Source organism: Vreelandella sp. EE27 (assembly GCF_968206495.1).
In genome coordinates this window covers 1,221,401-1,240,086 of the sequence record NZ_OZ309109.1, presented here as the reverse complement: position 1 = coordinate 1,240,086, position 18,686 = coordinate 1,221,401, and the positions used below count along the sequence as shown (strand labels likewise).

General features: G+C 61.6%; 15 protein-coding genes and 1 tRNA gene. 6 read left to right on the top strand and 10 right to left on the bottom strand.

What is annotated here, in order from left to right:
* The 4 genes from ACWHVV_RS05980 to ACWHVV_RS05965 all read right to left on the bottom strand — a co-directional run bounded on the left by ACWHVV_RS05980 (position 1) and on the right by ACWHVV_RS05965 (position 4,141).
* Complete coding sequence (locus ACWHVV_RS05980) at positions 1 to 846, bottom strand: ABC transporter permease subunit (protein WP_447928526.1); 846 nt, start codon at positions 844 to 846, stop codon at positions 1 to 3.
* Positions 843 to 1,754, bottom strand: a complete 912-nt coding sequence (locus ACWHVV_RS05975) for an ABC transporter permease subunit (protein WP_447928525.1) — start codon at positions 1,752 to 1,754, stop codon at positions 843 to 845. Before ACWHVV_RS05975 ends, ACWHVV_RS05980 begins: the two co-directional genes overlap by 4 nt.
* A gap of 26 nt (positions 1,755 to 1,780) precedes the next feature.
* A complete protein-coding gene (locus tag ACWHVV_RS05970; protein ID WP_447928524.1) occupies positions 1,781 to 2,950 on the bottom strand; it encodes an ABC transporter ATP-binding protein in 1,170 nt (389 codons plus the stop codon).
* Between the two features lie 90 nt (positions 2,951 to 3,040).
* Complete coding sequence (locus ACWHVV_RS05965; protein WP_447528243.1) at positions 3,041 to 4,141, bottom strand: polyamine ABC transporter substrate-binding protein; 1,101 nt, start codon at positions 4,139 to 4,141, stop codon at positions 3,041 to 3,043.
* A gap of 431 nt (positions 4,142 to 4,572) precedes the next feature.
* Here ACWHVV_RS05965 and ahpC point away from each other — a divergent pair, with 431 nt between their 5' ends.
* Both ahpC and ahpF read left to right on the top strand, forming a co-directional pair.
* A complete protein-coding gene (gene ahpC, locus ACWHVV_RS05960) occupies positions 4,573 to 5,136 on the top strand; it encodes an alkyl hydroperoxide reductase subunit C (RefSeq protein WP_447928523.1) in 564 nt (187 codons plus the stop codon).
* A gap of 205 nt (positions 5,137 to 5,341) precedes the next feature.
* Positions 5,342 to 6,898, top strand: a complete 1,557-nt coding sequence (ahpF, locus tag ACWHVV_RS05955; protein ID WP_447928522.1) for an alkyl hydroperoxide reductase subunit F — start codon at positions 5,342 to 5,344, stop codon at positions 6,896 to 6,898.
* An 83-nt stretch (positions 6,899 to 6,981) separates the two neighbouring features.
* Here ahpF and ACWHVV_RS05950 read toward each other — a convergent pair whose 3' ends face one another.
* The 6 genes from ACWHVV_RS05950 to hemA are packed head-to-tail and all read right to left on the bottom strand — an operon-like array spanning position 6,982 to position 14,846.
* Complete coding sequence (locus ACWHVV_RS05950; protein ID WP_447928521.1) at positions 6,982 to 10,275, bottom strand: Mur ligase family protein; 3,294 nt, start codon at positions 10,273 to 10,275, stop codon at positions 6,982 to 6,984.
* 26 nt (positions 10,276 to 10,301) lie between these two features.
* Positions 10,302 to 11,072: a HesA/MoeB/ThiF family protein gene (locus tag ACWHVV_RS05945; protein WP_447928520.1), complete on the bottom strand. Its 771-nt coding sequence runs from the start codon at positions 11,070 to 11,072 to the stop codon at positions 10,302 to 10,304.
* A gap of 3 nt (positions 11,073 to 11,075) precedes the next feature.
* Positions 11,076 to 11,576 carry an Lrp/AsnC ligand binding domain-containing protein gene (locus ACWHVV_RS05940; protein WP_447528238.1) on the bottom strand — a complete coding sequence of 167 codons (501 nt, stop codon included), beginning with the start codon at positions 11,574 to 11,576 and terminating at the stop codon, positions 11,076 to 11,078.
* A gap of 26 nt (positions 11,577 to 11,602) precedes the next feature.
* On the bottom strand, positions 11,603 to 12,451 hold the full coding sequence (prmC, locus tag ACWHVV_RS05935; RefSeq protein ID WP_447928519.1) for a peptide chain release factor N(5)-glutamine methyltransferase: 849 nt from the start codon (positions 12,449 to 12,451) through the stop codon (positions 11,603 to 11,605).
* Positions 12,451 to 13,539, bottom strand: a complete 1,089-nt coding sequence (prfA, locus tag ACWHVV_RS05930) for a peptide chain release factor 1 (RefSeq protein ID WP_447928518.1) — start codon at positions 13,537 to 13,539, stop codon at positions 12,451 to 12,453. Before prfA ends, prmC begins: the two co-directional genes overlap by 1 nt.
* Entirely contained in the window at positions 13,536 to 14,846 is a 1,311-nt protein-coding gene (gene hemA, locus ACWHVV_RS05925; RefSeq protein WP_447928517.1) for a glutamyl-tRNA reductase, read from the bottom strand. The genes prfA and hemA overlap by 4 nt, the downstream gene beginning before the upstream one ends.
* A gap of 230 nt (positions 14,847 to 15,076) precedes the next feature.
* On the opposite strand from hemA, the gene ACWHVV_RS05920 reads away from it, so the two are divergent.
* From ACWHVV_RS05920 to ACWHVV_RS05905, 4 genes are all read left to right on the top strand, one after another.
* Positions 15,077 to 16,855 (top strand): tetratricopeptide repeat protein, encoded by a 1,779-nt coding sequence (locus ACWHVV_RS05920; RefSeq protein WP_447928516.1) that lies wholly within the window; start codon positions 15,077 to 15,079, stop codon positions 16,853 to 16,855.
* A 145-nt stretch (positions 16,856 to 17,000) separates the two neighbouring features.
* Positions 17,001 to 17,654, top strand: coding sequence for a lipoprotein insertase outer membrane protein LolB (lolB, locus tag ACWHVV_RS05915; protein WP_447928515.1), 654 nt, complete (start codon positions 17,001 to 17,003; stop codon positions 17,652 to 17,654).
* Between the two features lie 5 nt (positions 17,655 to 17,659).
* Positions 17,660 to 18,529, top strand: coding sequence for a 4-(cytidine 5'-diphospho)-2-C-methyl-D-erythritol kinase (ispE, locus tag ACWHVV_RS05910; RefSeq protein WP_447928514.1), 870 nt, complete (start codon positions 17,660 to 17,662; stop codon positions 18,527 to 18,529).
* 30 nt (positions 18,530 to 18,559) lie between these two features.
* Positions 18,560 to 18,634, top strand: a tRNA-Gln gene (locus ACWHVV_RS05905).
* The last annotated feature ends 52 nt before the right edge of the window (positions 18,635 to 18,686 follow it).

The window sequence follows — 18,686 nt, the reverse complement described above, 5'->3', positions numbered from 1 at the left end:
CTACTCGCCTCGATGGGCCCGCTGCAGCAGCGCCCGGCGGCGCTTTTCGCTTCGACGCATCACAAACCAGGCCGCCAGCGTTGCCAGCGAGACGATCAGGATAATCAGCGTCGCCAGGGCGTTGATCTTGGGCGAAACCCCCAACCGCACCGATGAGAACACCACCATCGGCAGCGTATTCGCCCCGGGCCCGGAGACGAAACTGGCGATCACCAGGTCATCCAGCGACAGCGTAAAGGCCAACAGCCACCCGGCCAACAGCGCCGGGGAGATCACCGGCAGGGTGATGAAGAAAAAGGTTTTCAGCGGCGGCGAGCCCAAATCCATCGCCGCCTCTTCGATGGAGCGGTCCATTTCGCGAAGCCTGGCGGCCACTACTACCGCCACGTAGGCGCTACAGAACGTCGTATGCGCAATCCAGATCGTTGCCATGCCGCGATCCGCCGGCCAGCCAATCAACTGCGCCATCTGCACGAACAGCAGCAAAAGCGAAAGCCCGGTGATCACCTCGGGCATGACCAGCGGTGCGGTCACCATGCTCGAAAGCGCGGTCTTGCCGCGAAAGCGCGCGTAGCGGGTCATTACGAACGCCGCCACGGTGCCCAGACACACCGCCATGCTGGCGGCGAAAAAGGCGATTTCGAGACTGGTCCACACGGCGGCGAGAATCTGGCGATCGCGAAACAGCGCGCCGTACCACTGGGTGGAAAACCCGGCCCATACGGTGACCAGCCGCGAGGCGTTGAAGGAGTAGACCACCAGCACCAGCATCGGCAGGTAGAGAAACACGAGCCCGACGATCAACATGACGGTCGTAAACGAAGGCCAGCGCGGTTTCAGGCTCATTCTTCAAGCTCCCGGGACTGATAACGGTGAAACCAGACGATGGGGATGAGCAGCAATAGCAGCATCACCATGGCAAGCGCCGAGGCGACCGGCCAATCGCGGTTGAGGAAGAACTCCTCCCAGAGCACCTTGCCGATCATCAGCGTATCCGGCCCGCCCAAAAGCTCCGGGATCACGAACTCGCCCACGGCGGGAATGAAGACCAGCATGGAGCCCGCGATGATCCCGCCCATGGAGAGCGGCAGCGTCACCTTGAAAAAGGTGTTGAGCTTGCGCGAGCCCAGATCCGCCGCCGCCTCCAGCAGCGAATTATCGAGCCGGGTCAGGTGGGCATAAAGCGGCAGCACCATGAACGGCAGGTAGGCATAGACGATGCCGATGACCACGGCGAACTGGGTGTTCATCATGCGCAGCGGTGACTCGATGATCCCCATGCCGATCAAGAAGTTATTGATCAGCCCGCTGTTGCTCAGAATACCCATCCAGGCGTAGACCCGAATCAAAAACGAGGTCCAGGAGGGCAGCATGACCAGCAACAGCAACACCAGCTGCCAGTGTTTTGGCGCCCGCGCCATGGCGTAGGCCATCGGGTAGCCCAGCAGCAAACACGCCACCGTCGAGATGAACGCCGTTTTGATCGACCCCCAGTACGCCGCGATGTACAGCGAGTCGGACAACAAGAACAGATAGTTGCCCAGGTTGAGGAACACGTGCAGCGTCTGGTCGGTGTACTCCAATAGCGGGCCGTAAGGCGGAATGGCCACCATCGACTCGGCCAGGCTGATTTTCAGCACCAGCGCGAAGGGCAGCAAAAAGAACAGCGTCAACCACACAAGCGGCATCGCAATGACCGCGCGACGGCCAAGCTGCAGGCGCTTCAAGCGTGTCGCGAACTCAAACGGCTTCATCAAAGGCGCTCTCCTAAAGCCACGCGTTAACGGTTGAGCACGATGGCGCTGTGATCTTCCCAGTACACGTAAACGCTGTCTTCCCAGGTGGGTCGGTCGCCGCGGCGCTCGGTATTGGCCATGCTCGCCTTGATCATTTGCCCGGAGGACGTGCGTACGTAGTAGAGCGAGTAGCCGCCCAAATAGGCGATATCATCGACCTTGCCCGCCTCCCAGTTGTACTCACCCTCGGGCTTTTCGCGGCTAAGCCAAATCTTCTCCGGGCGAATCGCCGCCCACACGCGACGGTCCACGGCCTGGGTGGTAATGCCGTGGTCGATGTAGATCGGCCGCGAAAGCGCCGGGGATTCGATGGTGCAGTGGTCGGCGGCGTCCTTGACGATTTCGCCCTCAAAAACGTTCACCGTGCCCACGAACTCCGCCACCATGCGACTCGCCGGGCTTTCATAGATATCCACGGGTGAACCGACCTGTTCGATCCAACCATCGGCCATGATCGCCACCCGGTCGGCCATGGTCATCGCCTCTTCCTGGTCGTGGGTGACCATGATGCAGGTCACGCCGACCTGTTCGATGATCTCGACCACTTCGAGCTGCATCTCGGTGCGCAGCTTTTTATCGAGTGCGCCCATGGGTTCATCGAGCAGCAAAAGCCTGGGACGCTTGGCAAGCGAACGCGCCAGCGCCACCCGCTGGCGCTGGCCGCCGGAGAGCTGGTGGGGCTTGCGCTTGGCAAAGCGCTCCATGTGCACGAGCTTCAACATCTGCGTCACTCGGGCATCGATATCGGCTTTGGAGAGTTTGTCCTGCTTCAAACCAAACGCAATGTTCTGCGCGACGTTCATATGCGGAAACAGCGCGTAGGACTGAAACATCATATTGATCGAGCGTTTATGCGGCGGGGTGGCGGTGATGTCCTCACCGCCGAGCAGAATGCTGCCCTCCGAGGGCGTCTCGAAGCCCGCCAGCATGCGCAAAAGCGTTGATTTACCCGAACCCGAGCCGCCCAACAGCGCGAAAATCTCGCCACGCTTGACCTGCAGATTGACGTCGTCGACCGCCAGTGCGTCGTCGAAGCGCTTACTCAGGCGCTTGACCTCCAGTACGATATCTTCGGCAAAGCGAGGCGTTTTGCCCGGCGCGCGCGCCGCGTCAGAAGAAGATGAAGGGTCATTCGACAAAGGCGTAGTGACCATTCGCCACTCCCATGCAGAGGCCTGGCAAGCCAGGCACCAAACGATAAAGAGCGGGCAGGAAAACCCTGCCCGCCGCTCGGTAGGCGCTAATTAACGGCCGGATTTAACGCGGTTCCAGATACGCGTGCGGGCGCGCTGAAACGCCTGGGGCATATCGCGGGCCACGTAAAGGTTTTCCATGACCTCGGCTTCTGGATAGATCGCCGGATCATTGAGAATCGCTTCGTCCAGGTAGGCGTCTGCTGCGGCATTGGGGTTGGCGTAGCTGACGTAATCGGTGATCTCGGCGGCGATTTCCGGGTCGAGAATGAAGTCGATGAAGGCGTGAGCGTTTTCCACGTTCGGCGCGTCGGCGGGGATTGCCATGACATCGAACCAAAGCGCGGCGCCCTCTTTGGGAATGGCGTAGCCGATTTCGAAGTTGCGGCCCGCTTCCTCGGCACGCTCGGCAGCCTGGAAGACGTCGCCGGAGTAGCCCGCCGCCACGCAGATATCACCATTGGCCAGATCGGCAATGTAGCGCGAGGAGTGGAAATAGGTGATGTCGTCGCGCACGGTGCCAATCAGCTCGCCGGCGGCGTCCAGATTGTCGGTGTCATCAGAGATCGGGTCGAGCCCCAGGTAGGCCATGGCCGCCGGCAGCATCTCTTCGCCGGTATCCAGCATCGAAATGCCGCAGCCGGCATCATTGAGCGCGCCGGTGATCTCGGGGTCGAACAGCAGCGCCCAGCTATCCGTCGGCGCGTCGTCACCCAGGATCTCCCGCACGCGGTCGACGTTGTAGCCGATACCGTTGGTGCCCCACATATAAGGGACCATGTAGCCGCTTTCCGGGTCGACGGCGTCGAGGTTCGCCATGAGATCGGCGTTCAGGTTCTCGAGATTGGGCAGCGCGTCTTTATCGAGCGGCTGGTACACGCCGGCCTGACGCTGGCGTGCGAAAAAGTGCGAGGAAGGAACGACCACGTCGTAGCCGGAGCGGCCGGCCAACAGCGCGGCGTCCAGGGTTTCGTTACTGTCGTAGACATCGTAGGTGATGTCGATGCCGGTGCGTTCGGTAAACTTCTCGAGCGTTTCCGGGGCGATATAATCGGACCAGTTATAAACCCTTACTTCTTCAGCATGGGCTTGAGCCGCTACGACACAAGAGATAGCCGTAACGGCCAATGAGAGTTTGTGAATGTTCCCCATCAAGTTGCTCCTCGTACTCGCTATTAGTAATAATGAACCCGCCCGGGTACCGCCGCCCTCGCCTGCCCTGAATGCGGCGTTGATTGAGCGCTTGTGGCTGACCCCATAATTGGGCGTCAACACTCAAATTAGCACTTAAAAACCGCCAGGCAATTTTTTGGAAGCTGCGAATTCTGCGCGGCTATGTCCCCTATCGCAAGGGCTGGCCAAAAAATTGTTGCATTAAGGCGTCACCGGCCCCACCTACTTTCCATGACGGCGTTTGCCCTACGCGTTAGCTTGGTATCGCTCACGCATTGGAGACGAAACGACGCCAATAGCTAATAACTATTGATCGAATTTCTTTTCTCAATTTTAGCTATCAAGCATTCGCCGTTAGTATGACACCTACATTTTCAAGTCACCATCCATCCGATACGGAGACGTTTCTAATGTCCATGATCAACGCCGAAGTAAAACCGTTCAAGGCAACCGCTTACCTCAATGGTGAATTCATTGACGTTACAGAGGCCGACCTGAAAGGCCAGTGGTCCATCTTCTTCTTCTACCCGGCCGATTTCACCTTCGTATGCCCGACCGAGCTTGGTGATCTGGCCGACAACTACGAAGAGTTCAAGAAGCTGGGCGTCGAGATCTACAGCGTTTCCACCGACACCCACTTTACCCACAAGGCGTGGCACGACAGCTCCGAAACCATCGGCAAGCTCCAGTACCCGATGATCGCGGATCCGACGCTGAAAATTTCGCGTAACTTCGAAGTACTGATCGAAGAAGACGGCCTGGCCGAGCGCGGTACCTTCGTGATCGACCCGGACGGTAAGGTTCAAATCGTCGAGATCAACGCCGGCAACATCGGCCGTAACGCTGAAGAGTTGCTGCGTAAGGTCAAAGCGGCTCAGTACGTTCGTGAAAACCCGAACGAAGTGTGCCCGGCGAAGTGGAAAGAAGGCGAAGAGACCCTCGCGCCGTCGCTGGACCTTGTCGGCAAGATCTAATGCCGTTCGCTGATTCGCGCTAACCGCTTTTATTAAGGGTAACGAATCGGCCCCGCACCCGGGCACTGCCCGGGTGCCTCGTTTCAAATCCTTGAAACGCCTCAAGTACGTTTTAACCCTGCGCACTTCTCCCGCGCTCAGCCAGTCATTGGCATGTTCGAGCCGGTCGAGACATATTCACGCCGATTGCGAGGAAACCGCTGTCATGTTGGACGACAATTTAAAAAGTCAGTTGAAAGCTTACCTGGAAAAAGTGACTCAACCGCTCGAGCTCGTTGCGTCCCTCGATGACGGTGACAAGTCAAAAGAACTGCTGGGCCTTTTGGAAGACATCAAAAGCCTGAGCAACCAGATTACCCTGAAAACCGACGGCCAGGACGCACGTACACCGTCGTTTGCGATCAACCGCCCGGGTGAAGAGTCCGGCGTGGTATTCGCCGGTATCCCCATGGGCCATGAGTTCACCTCACTGGTGCTCGCTCTTCTGCAGGTCGGCGGCCATCCGCCCAAGGCCTCCCAGGACGTACTGGACCAAATCAAGGCGCTCGACGGCGAGATGCTTTTCGAGACCTACTACTCGCTCTCCTGCCAGAACTGCCCGGACGTGGTGCAGGCACTCAACCTGATGGCGATCTTCAACCCGAACGTACGCCACGTGGCGATCGACGGCGCGCTGTTCCAGGACGAAGTCGAAGAACGCGAGATCATGTCGGTGCCGAGCATCTACTTGAACGGCAAGCCTTTCGATCAGGGCCGTATGACCCTGGAGCAGATCCTGGCCAAGGTGGACACGGGGGCTGCCGAGCGCGATGCGAAAAAGCTCAGCGAGAAAGCCGCCTTCGACTCACTGATCATCGGCGGCGGCCCAGCCGGTGCTTCAGCGGCGATCTACTCGGCGCGCAAAGGCATCAACACCGGTATCGCCGGTGACCGCTTTGGCGGCCAAGTCGTCGACACCCTGGGTATCGAGAACTTCATTTCGGTCTCCTACACCGAAGGGCCCAAGCTCGTTGCGGCGCTCGAGCAGCACGTCAACGACTACGAAGTCGACGTTATGAACCTTCAGCGGGCAAGCGCTCTCAAGGCGGCCGAAGTCGAAGGCGGGCTACACGAAGTAACGTTTGAGTCCGGCGCGACGCTCAAGAGTAAAACCCTGGTGCTGGCCACTGGCGCGCGCTGGCGCGAAATGAACGTGCCCGGCGAGCAGGAGTACCGCAACAAGGGCGTGGCCTACTGCCCCCACTGCGATGGCCCGCTTTTTAAAGGCAAGCGCGTGGCGGTCATCGGCGGCGGCAACTCCGGTGTCGAAGCGGCCATCGACCTGGCCGGTATCGTGGGCCATGTGACGCTGGTCGAGTTCATGGGCGAAATGCGCGCCGACGCGGTACTGCAGAAAAAGCTCAAGAGCCTGCCCAACGTCGATATCATCCTGAACGCTCAGTCCACCGAGGTGACCGGCGACGGCAGCCGTGTTAGCGGTTTGACCTATAAGGATCGCAACACCGACGAGGTCAAAAACCTCGAGCTGGAAGGCATCTTCGTACAGATCGGCCTGGTCCCGAACACCGAGTGGCTCAAGGGCTCAGAGGTCGAGATGACGCCCCACGGCGAGATCATCGTCGATGCCCACGGCATGACCTCCGTGCCCGGCGTATTCGCCGCGGGCGACGCCACCACCGTGCCCTACAAGCAGATCGTCATCGCCATGGGCGAAGGCGCCAAGGCGTCACTGGGCGCTTTCGATTATCTGATCCGCAATTAAGTCGCGAGGGGGCCAGGCCCCCTCCTCTTTTCCCTTTTGACGTAAAGACCGTGACGTCAGCCCGCGCTCCCTGCGGGCTTTTTTTATGGTACCTGTTCCTCTCCCAGGGTTTGAGCGATATCGCTCAGGCCAAATTTGTTGGACCCCTTGAAAGCGACCCAGTCTCCAGGCGCGAGCGATGCCACCAGCGCGTCGACAAGGGCCTGCCTGGTCGCAAAGCCTTGCACCCGTTCGATGTGTCCTTTCAGGTAAGGTAATAGGGTCTGCATTTGCTCGCCCAGTAGCCATACCGACTCGGCGCCACTGGCTATGATCGGCGCTACCAGCGCCTGGTGCAAAGCGAGGCTATCCGCGCCCAGTTCGAGCATATCCGCAAGCACCAGATGCTTACGCCGGGCCTCGACACTTCTTGCCTGGGAGAGCATGGCGTTCATGGAGAGAGGGTTTGCGTTGTAAGCGTCGTTTAGCAGGCAGAGCTCACCGCCTTGCCACGCAATCTGGCGCTGACTGCCTCGTCCTCGAGGCGGCAGTACTCGCCCAACGAAAGGGAGCGCTTCACGGGGCGATAACCCCAGCGCCAACAGCACACCAAGGGTCGCCAGTATATTCATCGCCCAGTGGCTGCCGCGCCCGGCCATGTCGATACTGACCCGCTCGTCCAAATAGGTAATCTCGAGCCTTTTTAAATCATCGGGATTGACCCAGCGAATCGTTGCCTCGGGGTGGCAGCCAAAGGAAATGATACTCTGTGCATGCTTGCGAGCAGCGGCCTGGACCGCCGGCCACTGCGCCATATCGCGATTGATGATCGCCTGGCCACCAGGGCGCATTGCTTCAAATATACGGCTTTTACGAAGCGCTACCTGCTCGACTGTTCCGTGGTATTCGAGGTGAGCCGGCCCCGCATTGAGAAACACGGCTATATCCGGCCGCGCCAGCGCGGAGTTCTGGCGCATACGCCCAATGGCCATCTCGATGACGTGAAAGCGCGCCTGCCAGGGAACGGAAGCCAGCGTCCAGGCGATGCCATAGGGAAGGTTGGCGCTATGGCGGGTGGCGCCGGTCTCTCCCCAAAGCGAAAGCAGCTGGTGCAGCATGTTGATAGCGGTCGTCTTACCCGCGCTTCCCGTAACGCCAACCACCTTGCCCGCGAGTTTTTGCCGGGCGAAGTTGCCCAGGTCCAAAATGGCCTGGGAGGTATCGCTTACTTCGTAAATGGGAACCCCATGCCGATCGAGTACAGACCTATCAACCGGTGCCTGAACGATCAAAAGTTGGGGCTTGTAGGGCAGTTTATCCAGCCAGGCAACAGGCACACCCCGGGCACCTTGCTCTGCTTTTACCACCACGATATGGCCAGGTGCCATCGTCGTCGCATGAAAACTCAGCCCGGTCGCGCGCCAGTTCGTAGCGTCCGGCTTTTTAATCCAGCGCCCTTGCGTAGCCGCCGTGATGTTTTGAACCGTCCAGTTACCTTCACTGATAAAAGAAGGGCTATCCGCCTGCGGGAAAGGGGCTGGCGGGCGGGTATTCACTTCTTCCTCGGCCGGCCGGCCTTTCTCCAGGGCGGTAAAATCGCCGCTTAAATAGTGCAGCAAATACGCCACGAACCCGGAGAGGTAGTGCTCGACATCGTCGATGCGCACGCGAAAGCTGTGGTGGCGTATAAAGAAACTGCCCACGATGCGCTGCGGATTCTTGAAGTACATCGCGTACTCAGGCCAGAAGTGGCCGTTGAGCAGATAGTGGGCGCGTTTTTCGAGGGCCCGATAGAAGTGCCCAAGGTCGATCAGCGCTAAAAGATGATGATGTTCAGGTATTTTTTGCAGGCGCGTAATCAGCTTGTGCGCCGCCATCATCAGCTCTAAAAGCGTGGGGAAGGTGGTGATCCGCCCTTCCACGAAGTCCAGATAGCCGGCCACGTTTTGTAGCCCGAAGCGGTAGTAGCGCTCTTCTGGGCGGTAAAGGGTCAGCTCGTTGACGCAGTAGCTAAGCCAGTGGTCGTGGGCTTTCCAATGCTCCTGGTCGATAAAGTACTCGAAGGCGCGCTCGACCACCGCAAGCCAGCGCGCGTCCCGGGTCAAGCCGTACAGGCGCATGAGGCCGAACGCGGCCTCACCGTCGTAGTAGATGATTCTAAAAGCATCTTTCACGCTCAGATCAGCCGCGTTGAGCACGTGGCTAAAGCCGCCATTTTCGAGCTGCAATTGGCGAATCCCCAGCGCCACTTCTTCCATTAGCGCCAGGTAGCGCTCATCGCCGGTAAGCTCGGTGTATTTTGAAAGCGCCAGCAGCGTCACCCCGCTGCCCCCCAGCTTGATCTCGCCGTTCTCCTCCAGCAAATACGTAACGCGCTCGCCCAAATGCTCGAAGCGCTGCAAAAGCTTTGTAGTGAGGTACTCCAGCGCCCGGTCGATGGCGTGCTTGAGCGACTCGCTTTGAGTGACTTCCCAGGCCTCGAGCATGCTGTAAATACTGCTGGCGTGGCGCAGCGTGTTGTACCCGGCGACAAGCCGATCGAAACAGGGATGAAGGCCGTAAATAAAGCGCCCGTTCGGCTCGACCTGGGCGGCGAGAAACTGGCTGGCGTCTTCGATCAGCGCGCCGGTGGTGTCCGGGGTTAGGGGCTCGACCAGACGCCGGCCGGTAGAACGGCCCTCTTTCCCGCCGGTGTAGCCCAAAAGGCGGCGGGGCGCTTGGTCAGGCTCGACCAGCAGCGCCTCGGTCGTGAAGGTGTACACCGGCTGGCTCGGCTCGAAGGCTACTTCAACCTCGCGGCCAAAGCGCTCGCGGGCATAGCGTAGAAAATTGCCCTGGTTGAGCTCGGCGTGAGGCGCTTTGCTCCCGGTATAGAGCATGGCGTTAGCATTGAGCTCCTGCTCCAGGAAGGCCATCTTCACGTCAGGGTCCAGCGCGATACCGCGACGAAAATAGTTACGCTTGTGCCGCTTGAGCTCGGCGGCCAGGCTCTCCCAGGTATGAGCGGTCAGCGTCCGGGTCCAGTCCAGGCGCAGCCAGCGCACCGGGGTGTCGAGCGCGTAGTGCGGGGCGAGCGCGTTTTCGAGGGCCTGCCAAAGCGTAGCTTGGGTCGGCGCGCAGGCGTTGACCACGGCGGCGCGCCTTGTACCGTCGGTGACAGAGACGAACACATGCAGCGGCGCCTCCGGCGTTTGCTCGGCGCCACCTTCGAGCGCCTCGTTCAGCGCCTTGCGAGCGGCGGCCAGGGCGTCGCTTAGCGGCATGAGCGCTTGCGCAGTCGGCCTGGCCGTTTCCTCGAGCAAGGGCACCTGAAAGGCGGGTTTGACAGTTTGCTGTTTGCGCGCGCGCTGGGCGCGCCTGGCCTGGCTTAAGCTCTTCGAGCCGGCGGATTTCGCCATGGGGGTGCCCTTTTGTTATCGCTGGGTCAAGAACGGGGGATCGTCGTGGCAGAAGAGCATACCGGGCATTCGGGGTCCCGCGGCACCTGAAAGTGGCGCCAGCGCCCGGCGAGCCCATCGAAGGTGGAGAGCCCGCGGTGCACCTGCCCGGCGCCGCTTAATAGCTTCACGGCCTCGAGCGCCTGAAATGTGCCGATAAGCCCGACCAGCGGCGCTACCACGCCGCTTTCAGCACAGCTCAGCGCTTCGTCGCCGCTATCATCCGGCGGGTAGAGACAGGCGTAGCAGGGGCTTTGGGGGTCCCGCGGGTCGAAAACCGCAAGCTGTCCGGAAAAGCGAATCGCCGCGCCGGACACCAGCGCCACGCCGGCGGCCTGGCAGGCGGCATTGATCGCATAGCGGCTGGAGAAACGATCGGTGCAGTCGAGCACTACATCCACGGATGCGGCAAGCGTTTCGAGCTCGGCCTCGTCCAGGTGGCGCTCGAGCGCGGTTACCTCACAGCTAGGGTTCACGGCGAGCATACTCGCCCTAGCCGAGGCGGCCTTGTTCTGGCCGACACTGTCGTGTCGATGGGCGATCTGGCGCTGCAGGTTGGAGAGCTCGACCGAATCGGCGTCGGCCAGGGTGATACGCCCCACCCCCGCCGCCGCCAGGTAGAGCGCCACCGGCGAACCCAGCCCACCGGCGCCGATGATCAGCGCATGGGCGCCCAGCAGACGCTGCTGTCCCTCGATATCGATCTCGTCGAGCATGATCTGGCGGCTATAGCGCAGTAGCGCCTGGTCATCCATCATGGGCTAGGGCTCCTCGAACTCGCTGGATTCGGGTACATACAAGCTAAAGCTTTCCTTGACCTCCTCCATGACGACGTAGCTTTTTGACTCTTTCACCCCGGGCAAAGTGAGCACCACATCGCCCAGCAGTTGCCGGTACGCCGACATTTCCGGGATCCGGCACTTTAAAATGTAGTCGAACTGCCCGGACACCAGGTGACACTCCTGGATTTGCGGCAGCGTCTCCACCGCGCGGCGGAATTCATCGAACACCGCGGGCGACTGGGTCTCCAGACTGATCTCGACAAAGACGAGCAGGTTCGCCTTGAGCGCCTGAGGGTCCAGCATGGCTTTATAGCCGCGAATGACGCCGGAACGTTCAAGGCGTTTGACGCGCTCGAGGCATGGCGTGGTCGAAAGCCCGACCTCGGCGGCCAGGTCGACGTAGGAGATGCGCGCATTATCCTGAAGCACGCGCAGAATGCGCAGGTCGATGCGGTCCAGCGTTCTGTTTTTAGATTTCATGACACATCCATGGCAATAGATCGAGGCTAGCAAAGCTGCCCTAGCGTCACCCGCGCGTGCCCGTGCAAATCGGCGATGCTTTCAACGCTTGCATAGCCTGCCTCGACAAGCGCCTGGCGCACCTCCAGCGCCTGGCGATAGCCGTGCTCCAGCATGAGCCAGCCCTCGGCGTTCAAGTAGCCCCGGGCGGCGCGCACCAGATGCATCAGATCGGCCAGGCCCGCGTTGTTTGCCACCAGCGCCGAGCGCGGCTCGAAACGCACATCGCCGAGGCCCAGGTGCGGGTCACGCTCATCGATATAGGGCGGGTTGCTGGCGATGATATCAAAGCGGGGCGCGTCGCTGTGCTTTTCGAGCGCCTCAAACCAGTCGCTTTGCGCAAAGCTAGCGTTCTCAAGCGCCAGCCGTGCGGCGTTGTGCCGGGCAAGCTCGACGGCCTCCGAGCGGATATCGAGCCCGGCCACCTGCCAGCCAGGGCGTTCGCTTGCAAAGGCCAGCGCGATGGCGCCGGTGCCGGTCCCCAGGTCCAGAAACTGCCCCTGGCCTGCCCCGGCGCGGGCAAGCGCGGCCTCGACCAGGGTCTCGGTGTCCGGGCGGGGAATCAGCGTGTGCCGCGACGTGGCCAGGCTCAAGCCCCAGAATTCCCGCTCGCCGGTCAAATACGCCACCGGCTGCCCCTGGGCCCGGGCGGCGATGAGGGCGTCAAAACGGGCGTGCTGCCAAGGGGGGCAGGTTTTATCCCCCCAGGTGTACAGCCAGGTACGGCTTTGCCCGGTCGCGTGGATCATCAGCACGTCCGCATCCAGGCGTGGCGAGCCAGAACCCGCCGCCGCCAGGCGCCTGGCCGCCGCGCCCAGCAGCGCATCGAAGGTCATCAGGCGTCCTGTAGGGCGGAAAGCTGCTCGGCCTGGTACTCGTGAATCAGCGGTTCGACGACTTCATCGAGCTGCTCGCCGCTGACTACATCCAGAAGCTTATAAAGCGTCAGGTTGATGCGGTGGTCGGTAATCCGCCCCTGGGGGAAGTTATAGGTGCGGATACGCTCGCTGCGATCCCCCGAGCCGACCAGCGAACGGCGCGCGTCGGCCTGCTCCTGGCGCTGAGAATCCACGGCGTTGCGCTTGAGTTTTGCGGCCAATAGCGACATCGCCTTGGCGCGGTTTTTATGCTGGCTGCGCTCTTCCTGACACTCCACGACCACGCCGGTGGGCAGGTGGGTAATACGAATCGCCGAGTCGGTGGTGTTGACGTGCTGACCACCAGCGCCGCTCGAGCGGTAGGTGTCCACGCGCAAGTCAGAGGGGTTGATATCGACATCGCCGACATCCTCCACTTCGGGCATCACCGCCACCGTACAGGCGGAGGTGTGGATACGCCCCTGGGACTCGGTGGCGGGTACGCGCTGCACGCGGTGGGCGCCGGACTCGAACTTGAGCCGCGCGTAGACGCCGTCGCCCTTCACCCGGGAGATCACTTCTTTATAGCCGCCCTGCTCCCCGTGACTGGCGCTGACCACTTCCACGCGCCAGCCGCGCTTCTCGGCGTAGCGCGAGTACATGCGAAACAGGTCACCGGCGAAAATCGCCGCTTCGTCGCCGCCGGTACCGGCGCGCACTTCCAGATACACGCCACGGTTATCGTCCGGGTCCTTGGGTACCAAAAGACGCTTGAGCTCGGTATCGAGGCTTTCCAGCTGCTCGCGGCCGTCCTGGATTTCCATCTCGGCCAGCTCGCGCATTTCCGGGTCACTGTCGTGGCTCAGGGTTTCGGCGTTGGCGATGTTCTCTTCTACTTCGCGGTAACGCTGCCAGGCAGCGACCAGCTCTTCGAGTTCCGCGTACTCGCGGGAGTAATCGCGAAAGTGCTGCTGGTTGCTGATCACTTCCGGGTCGGATAGCAGCATTGCCAGCTCTTCAAAGCGGTCGGCGAAACTGTCCAGGCGTTGGCGCAACGTCTCTTTCATGCGGGCGTATCATCCTTCTGGCGTTTAGCCGAGGGCGCGGGTGTCTCGAACGCGGGCTTGGGGGGAAGCAGCACGCGCGGCGCCGCACTCAGCACTTCGTGGTGTTGTTGGGAGGCCGCTTCGCGAAGGGCCAGGGTCGGCTGGTGCATGAACCGGTTGGCCAGCTGGTGCGCCAGGCGCTCGACCACTTTGGCCGGGTCTTCGCCTTTGGCAAGGCGCTCCAATGCCTGATCGCGGCTTTCGTCACGCAGCGCCTCACCGTGGCGGCGGTAGTCGCGAATCAACTCGCCGCCGCCGCGCAGCCGGCGCTCCTGCTCCCAACTGTCGACGCCGTGTTGGATCAGCGATTCGGCCTGGTCGGCGGCCACCTGGCGGTAGCGGCGGTTCTCTTCGATCACCTCTTCCAGGTCATCGACGGTATATAAAAACACATCGGCCAGCTCGCCGACTTCGGGCTCGATATCCCGGGGAACGGCGATATCCACCATGAACACCGGCCGATGGCGGCGCTTTTTGAGCGCGCGTTCGACCATCCCCTTGCCAAGAATCGGCAGCGGCGAGGCGGTCGAGGAGATCACGATATCGGCTTTTTCGAGCGCGGCGGGGATTTCGGGCAGCGTGATGGCTTCACCGCCCAGCCCGGCGGCTACCCCCAGCGCGCGCTCGCGGGTGCGGTTGGCGACCGTTAAATCACGCACCCCGGCCTCGTTGAGATGGCGAGCCACGAGTTCGATGGTCTCGCCGGCCCCGATCAACAAAGCGCTTGCCTGGCTGAAGTCGTCAAAGATGCGGCTGGCCATGCTCACCGCGGCGTAGGCCACCGACACCGGGTTCTTGCCGATACCGGTTTCGGTGCGCACCTGTTTAGCCACGGCAAAGGTATGCTGAAAAAGGCGCTCGAGCTCGCCGCCCAGCCCCTTGGCGCTGCGCGCCTGCTGATAGGCGTCCTTGAGCTGGCCAAGTATCTGTGGCTCGCCCAGCACCATCGAGTCGAGCCCAACGGCGACGCGCATCAGGTGGCGAGCGGCATCGTCATCCAGGTAGTGGTAAGCGCTGCGCGCCAGGTCTTCCACGCGCAGATTATGAAAGCGGCTCAGCCAATCGAGCACCACCTGCTCGCCGGCGGCGTTGGTAACGCAGTAAAGCTCGGTCCGGTTACACGTCGAGAGCACCGCCGCTTCGCTTACATGTGGCAGGCAGCGAAGCTCGCCCAGCGCGCTTTCAAGCTGCGAGGGGGTAAAGGCCACCTGCTCACGTACCGCCACGCTGGCCGTACGATGATTTATTCCCAAGGCAAGAAGCGTCATGCGTTATGCGTCTTCGCTAGTGGATCGGTCGTGAATAAACGTATGCTCGACTCTTTGACGGACGAGTCATGTGGCATGAAAGCCAGGCCAGCTCGACTTGAAATTGCGCTGACACGAATCGTTTTCAAGGTGTAGCATTCTACCACAAACCACCCGGTTCTGGCGTCACCACTTTGCCGCAGGCCTGCAAGCCGCTATGCTGACCATTCGGCCACTGGATTGAGACACGCATGCCCTTTCGCGCGACATTTAGGGGGTTACCCCGCTGGCCCCTGGCGGCCACGCTGCTGTTAAGCGGCTGCCAGGCGACGCCTTCGAACCTGGACGGTGGATTACCCGCCTACCTAAGCGACCCCATGGCCACCGCACCGCCGATTACCCGCGGGCTGGACGCCGAGGGCCTGCGTACGCTGCTGACCGCCGAAATGGCCGGCCAGCGCGGCGACTTCAGCCGCGCAAGCCGCGGCTACCTGGCGGCCTCCCAGCGCTACCCGGTGTCAGCGCTTGCCGAGCGCGCGACCTTCGCTGCCCGCTTTGGCAACGACACCGCCTTGATGGAATCTTCGGCGCTTCGCTGGCGCGAGCTTGCCCCCGAGGCCCAGGGGCCCAATCAGTTTTTGGCCACGCTTTCGCTTTCCCGCGGCGACTGGCTGGATAGCCTGGAACAGCGGCTGGCGATCGTCTCGGCGGGGGGCAACGGCGACATCACCTCCTTTGCCCAGCTCGCCGTGGCCGAAGAGGCGCCGCTTGGGCTGTTGATCCGCCCGCTTCGCGATTACCTGGACGATAGCGCCCGGCTCAGCCCCACCGAGGCGGAACTCGAAGCGCAAACGGACGTGCTACTGGGTACCGCGTTGATCGAAGCGGCGCTTGGCAATACCCACCAGGCCCAAACGCGCCTGGATCAGGTAGCCCAACAGGCCCCGGAATCCGATGCCTTATGGCTTGCCAGGGCGCAGCTTGCACTCGAAACCGGCGATCACACAAGGGCACGCTACGCCGCGCAACAGGGGTTACTGCTCGCCCCGGATGACGTCCGCTTTATCCTGATGCTCGCGCAAGCCAACATTCGTCTTAACGACATCGCCGCCGCCGAAGAGCAGACCGATGCGCTGCTCGAACGCCACGGCGGCGGCCACGAGCTTCGCGTCGCCCTGGCCCAGCTCTATCTGGAAGAGGGCCACGAGGAGCCCGCCTACCGTCTTTTACAGCCACTGATCGGCGAGCAGAACATTCCCGATCTGGCCTACTACCTGCTGGGCGCCATCACGCAATCCCAGGGCGATATCGATAACGCCTTGATTTACTACCGTCAGGTACACGAGGGCAATGAGTTTCTCGCCGCCCGCGCTACCGCCGCCCAGATGCTGATCGATGCGGATCGACTGCTCGATGCCCAGGCGTTTTTGCGCATCGAGCGGATGCGCTTTGACGCCTACTTCAACGACCTGGTGCTGCTGGAAGTTCAGCTACTCGACGCCGAAAACCTGGCCGATGAGGCGGATGCCTTGCTGGACCGTGAAGTCGCACGCACCCCGACGGATACCGGCCTGCGCTATTTGAGGGCGATGCGCGCCTTCGAGCGCGGCGGCCTCGAGGCCATGGAGCGCGATTTGCGCCAGGTCATTCGCGCCGAACCGGAAAACGCCGCCGCGCTCAACGCGCTGGGCTACACGCTGGCCGACGCCGATTTACCCGAGCGCCTCGATGAGGCCCGCGAGCTGATCGAGCGCGCCTACCAGCTGGAGCCGGATAACCCGGCGATTCTGGACAGTATGGGCTGGGTTTATTTCAAGATGGGCGAGCCAGCCACCGCCCTGGACTGGCTCGAAAGCGCCTACGCCCAGATGCCCGACCAGGAAGTGGCCGCGCACCTGGCCGAGGTACTGCATGCCCTGGGGCGCATTGATGAAGCCCAAACCCTGGTGCGCCGCTTTCAGACCCGCAATGGCGAGCACCCCGCGATTCTTGAACTGCTCGAGCGCCACCCGGAACTCGGCGCGCCCTGAACACTCGGGTTTATGTGCCTCCTTTTATACGGCTTCTATACGGCTTCTTTTATAAGGCCTTTTTAGACAGGGTCTTTTTAGACAGAGCATCGTTAACGAATTTTCTTGAACGATTCAAGACGCACCACCGATATGGAGTTTCGCTATGCTGACCACCCGCTCGACTATCTCGCTGGGCCACGCCTGCCCCCGGCCCGCCCGTGCCCTTCTAACCGGCGCGGCGCTTTTGTTACTGGCCGGGTGCGCCACCCAAGCGCCCCTGGATGAAAGCGGCCGCCAGGCGGGCCAGTGGGAGCGCCAGCAGGCCGAGGTGGAAGCCTTCGATAGCTGGACGCTGGTCGGCAAGGCCGGACTGCGCACCCCCCAGGAGAACACCAGCGCCAACCTGGACTGGAACCAGACCCCGTTTTATTTTCGCATGTTGATCAGCGGCCCCTTCGGCGGCGGGCGCAGCGTGCTGGAAGGCCGCGAAGGCCGCTTTTCGCTGACCACCGGCGAAGGCCGTTTCGAAGCCGAAACGCCGGAAGCGCTCATGGAGGAACAGTTGGGTTGGTCGCTGCCGGTTCGTGCCATGCCCGACTGGGTGCGTGGCCTGCCAGGCGATGACTCGAGCTACCAGCTCGAAACCGACGCGCTGGGCTTTCCAAGCCACCTTGAACAGGACGGCTGGGAAATCGACTACCGCGACTGGGAAGAAGTGGACGACATGTGGCTACCGCGCCGGCTGGTCATGAGCGTCGATGAAGTACGCATCACGCTGGTGGTCAACCAGTGGCGCCCCCGGGATGACGAGGAGTAAGCCCCGTGAGTAACGATATCGCCGGTGAACACCTGACGCTTTTAGCCCCGGCGAAGCTCAACCGCATGCTGCACATTACCGGCCGCCGGGAAGATGGCTACCATACCCTGCAAACACTGTTTCAGTTTATCGATGTGTGCGACGAGCTGACACTTGGCCTGCGCGATGACGGCGCCATCACGCTGGAGGGCGCCGTCGAGGGGGTCAGCTTCGACGACAACCTGATCGTGCGCGCGGCGCGTAAACTCGTCGCGTACCGCCAAAGTCCGAAGCTGGGAGTGGACCTTTCGCTCACCAAGCGCCTCCCCCTGGGCGGCGGGCTCGGGGGCGGAAGCTCTAACGCCGCCACCGCACTGGTCGGGCTCAACCGGCTCTGGAACCTTGGCCTCACCCCCACCGAGCTTGCCCGAATCGGCCTTACGCTGGGCGCGGACGTGCCGGTATTCGTTCATGGCCACAGCGCCTGGGCCGAAGGCGTGGGTGAAGAGCTCACGCCCGTCGACCTGGATACCCCCTGGTTCGTGGTCCTTCACCCCGGCGTGAGCGTCTCGACCCCCGTGATCTTTCAAGACCCGGAATTGACACGCGCAAGCCGCCCCATTACTATGGCGCGCGCACTGCAGGGGGGAGCGGCCACGTGGCGTAACGACTGTGAAGCAACGGTCAAAAAACGCTATCCGCCGATCGCTTGCGCGCTAGAGTGGCTTGGTCAGTACGCGCCAAGCCGCGTGACCGGCACCGGCGCTTGTTTGTTTGCAACATTCGAAACAGAGCACGCCGCGAAAGCCGTCGCCGACAAGGCGGGTCAGCGCTATCAGGCATGGGTGGCTCGTGGGCTAAACACCTCTCCTCTACACGATGCGCTGGGCGGCTGAAAGCGCCCGGTCATCACATTAGGTCATCGTTGGGGTATCGCCAAGTGGTAAGGCACCGCTTTTTGGTAGCGGCATTCCCAGGTTCGAATCCTGGTACCCCAGCCAACCTAACCATGATCTATCGTTTTCTCCCCTGATCCCCAACACTGCAAAGGTG